This is a genomic window from Segetibacter aerophilus (assembly GCF_007991655.1).
Lineage (GTDB): Bacteria > Bacteroidota > Bacteroidia > Chitinophagales > Chitinophagaceae > Segetibacter > Segetibacter aerophilus.
On record NZ_BJYT01000059.1, the window covers coordinates 1 to 3,740 of the forward strand.

Annotated in this window: 2 protein-coding genes; both read right to left on the reverse strand. The window is 42.0% G+C overall.

The genetic code is table 11. From position 1 onward, the window contains the following. Nucleotides 1–189: 189 nt before the first annotated feature. A complete protein-coding gene (locus SAE01_RS24215) occupies nt 190–2,343 on the reverse strand; it encodes a bifunctional aldolase/short-chain dehydrogenase (RefSeq protein ID WP_147206414.1) in 2,154 nt (717 codons plus the stop codon). A 101-nt stretch (nt 2,344–2,444) separates the two neighbouring features. After that, on the reverse strand, nt 2,445–3,521 hold the full coding sequence (rhaT, locus tag SAE01_RS24220) for an L-rhamnose/proton symporter RhaT (protein ID WP_147206415.1): 1,077 nt from the start codon (nt 3,519–3,521) through the stop codon (nt 2,445–2,447). Between the last annotated feature and the right edge of the window lie 219 nt (nt 3,522–3,740).

The following is a 3,740-nucleotide window of genomic DNA, read 5'->3' on the forward strand; positions in this document are numbered from 1 at the left end:
CTGCTTCGCGTGTTTTCGAATTCCTTCGCCTTCGCCCGGAACCCAACCGGCTGATGTCCCTAATGCAAGAACTGTTGTTGCGAGAGAATGTTATTGATAGAATACAGTCAATATTAAGGTTACGAGCGTTCGCGGAATTTTTGTTAAATCCTGATTTTCCTGTGTAAAAGCTTCAAACGATTTTAATGATTACCTCATAAACGCCGCGGCTACTCCGCCATCAACATTTAATACGTTGCCTGTTGATTTATTTAATAATCCACTTACAAAAACAAAGCAGGCGTTGGCGATATCGTCTGGTAAAATAGATTCATTCATTAGAGTGCGTTTTGCATAATAGGCGGGTAATTCGTCTACCGTTATTCCATAAGCTTTAGCGCGCCCTTCGGCCCATCCGCCTGCCCATATATTTGAGTCGGCAATAACAGCATCAGGGTTCACCATATTTACGCGAACCTTGTCCGGACCGAGTTCTGCTGCAAGCAAACGACTAAGATGCGCCTGGGCTGCTTTTGCAGAACCATAACCGGCGTTATTTGGACCGGCAACCACAGCATTTTTAGAAACGATGTTTATAATATCCCCACCAAAAGCTTGCTTTCGCATAACCTTCATACCGGCTTTTGATACCATGAACTGTCCTTTTACAAGGATGTTATAAAGCCTGTCCCAATCTTCGACCGTATGATCTAACAAAGCTTTTGAAGTACTAATTCCTGCATTGTTTACGATGATATCAACACCGCCAAAAGCAAGCGCAGTTTCATTAAGGGCCTGTTCAATTGTTTGTTCGTTGGTTACATCCAGCATGGTAGAAGCAGCCGTATCTCGACCAAATTGTTTGTTGAATTCTGCCATCGCTCCTTCCATTCGCTCAGTGTTGATATCGTTGATGATAACACATGCTCCTTCGGACGCAAATTTCTTAGCGATTGCTTTACCAATGCCACCAGCACTTCCGGTGATTAATGCAACACGTCCACTTAACGGTTTTGGCTTTGGCATGCGTTGAAGCTTTGCTTCCTCGAGTAGCCAATATTCAATGTTAAATGCTTCTTGTCTTGGCAGCGAAGTATAAGAAGAAATCGCTTCGGCACCGCGCATAACGTTTATCGCATTGGTATAAAACTCTGCTGCGACCCTGGCTGTTTGTTTATCTTTTGCAAAGGCAAACATTCCAACGCCGGGATATAAAATAATAACCGGGTTCGCATCACGAATTGCAGGGCTGTTTGGATGCTTGCAGTTGTTGTAATAATCTGCATACATGTTTCGATAAGAGGCAAACTTTGGAGCTAGCTTTTCTTTTAGTGCTTCGATGTTTGATAGTTCTTCATTAGCACCAAGATCTAATACAAGAGGACTAATCTTAGTTCTAAGAAAGTGGTCGGGGCAACTGGTTCCCATAGGAGCCAAACGATCAAGATCATTTGAATTGATAAATTGAAGCACTCTTTCATCGTCACTAAAATGACCAATCATTTTAGTCTGGCTACTGCAAAAGCCGCGTAATACCGGCGCCAAAGCTGCTGCCTGGCTTCGTCTCTGTTCTTTAGGTAGAGACTCTACTTTTGCACCGCCAAAAACTGCTGATTGTTTACCAACTGACTCCTCGATATACTCAGCACAACGCTCAATAACTTCTAATGTATTTATGTAGCTTTCATACGCAGTATCGCCCCAGGTAAACAAGCCGTGAGAACCCAACATAATACCCCGAATACCAGGATTTGCGTCAAGGCATGCTTTCAGTTGAAGCCCTAGTTCGAAGCCCGGTCTTTGCCATTCTACCCAACCGATTGTTCCTTCAAATAATTCCTCGGTTATCTTTTTGCCGTCTTTTGCTGCAGCTATTGCTATCGCTGCATCGGGATGTAAATGGTCGATATGTTTGAACGGTAAAAAGCCATGTAGCGGTGTATCGATAGATGGCGCTTTTGAACTGAGGTCATAAATGCAATGGTTGAATAACTCCACCATTTCATCTTCGCGCTCCAAGCCAGGGTAGACATTTTTTAGACTCAGCAGCTTCTCAACATAAAGGGCAGCTAAGCCGCTTCTTTTTAAAGTTCCAAGATCACCACCGGAACCTTTAACCCACATTACTTCAGTTTGCTGGCCTGTCAATGGGTCTTTAGCCATTGCTTTGCATGATGTGTTGCCACCACCATAATTCGTTAGCCGAAGGTCAGCGCCTAGCAAATTAGAACGATAAATAAGTAGTCCCACTTCGTCACCTTCAAGCTCTGCAGCTTTGGCTTCATCCCACAAGTAGCTGACATGTTTAAAGCTGTTTGCATTTATATCAGCATTGGTAGAAATACTGTTCGGTTGTGTATTCATAAAAGTATTTTTAGATTAATCGAATTGGCAAATAGTTATAAAAAAGATCAAAAGTGCGACGCAACGATGATGCTATGAAAAACAAAAGTTGGATACCACATCTACTTCAAAGAATTTCCATATCCCACCACCAGTACTGATAAGATGATAGTTGCTATTCCAACGATCACTGTTGTAAATGTTTTTTTCGCAACGCCTTTCCATTCTTTTACCGCAATGCCCCAGAAGTTAGCAACCAAAATGATAAAGGCCATGTGAAGTATCCACGAACTCGCGCCATTACCTAATTTACTTTCGCCCATACCATAGAAAAAGAATTGCAGAAACCAGGTTAGACCGGCAAGGGCAGCGAAAGCATAATTTCTTAATAAAGGCGTCTTCTCATTTGTATAATCACCGAATGATTTGTTACGAGCATTTAAAATCATGCACCAAATAAAATTGGTTGTTAGACCGCCCCAAAGGATGACGATATAGGTTACATTATTTTGGAAAAGGAACTCGCCTTGAGAGGGATGGACCGCCTTCCATAGATCGTTTGCTTTATTAGCCATGTCCTTTCCTGCGTCGATACCAAAAGCAAAACAGGCACTAAGAACGCCCGAGACGATAGACACGAAAAGACCCAATCCAAATTTATATTCTTTATTTTCTTCTTCAGTTCTTCCGGCTGATAAATCTTTCTCTTTCATCACACCTGCCTTACCGCAAATGGCAATACCAAGAATACAAACTATTATGCCTAGCAATACAATTCTACCCCACGTACTGTTGATCATATCGGTAAAGGAATCTTTGCCGGCCTTAGGAAAGAAGTTGTAATAAAAAGACGGAACGAGCGCACCGAAAACTGAACAAAGTCCCAGGATAATAGAGCTACCTAAAGCCACACCAAGATAACGAACACCAAGCCCATAAGTAAGTCCACCAATGCCCCAAAGCAGCCCAAAAAAATATGTAGCGCCAAGAATAGAACTGCTTGAATTACCAATGATTTCTGTAAAACCGGGAATGGTAAGCCACGCGGCAAGAGGAGGAACAATCAACCAGGAAAAAAGGCCACCAATGATCCAGTAACTCTCCCAGTGCCATCCTTTAACTTTTTTGTACGGTATGTAAAAACTCCCTGAAGCAAAACCACCAATAAAATGAAAGATAACACCGAGAATAACTTGCATGTAGAAGAGTTTCGTATGGCAATTGAGCTGGCAATAAAAATAGAATTATGATTGATTGCATCCATCATGTACTATCATGCCTATTCAAAATAAATAAAATTTGTTTGAACAATTGAACTGCTTTGTTCCTGTTTTAAATTCCTGGAGTTTGTTTATTACGAAATGATTACCCGCAAGTCAAAAGCTCAAACCGCTGGGCTTCGTTCTTGCAACGGGACT

What these genes read in the sequence shown, in the direction of transcription:
- rhaT (WP_147206415.1), bottom strand. Translation starts at nt 3,521, where the DNA reads ATGCAAGTTATTCTCGGTGTTATCTTTCATTTTATTGGTGGTTTTGCT.
- SAE01_RS24215 (WP_147206414.1), bottom strand. Translation starts at nt 2,343, where the DNA reads ATGAATACACAACCGAACAGTATTTCTACCAATGCTGATATAAATGCA.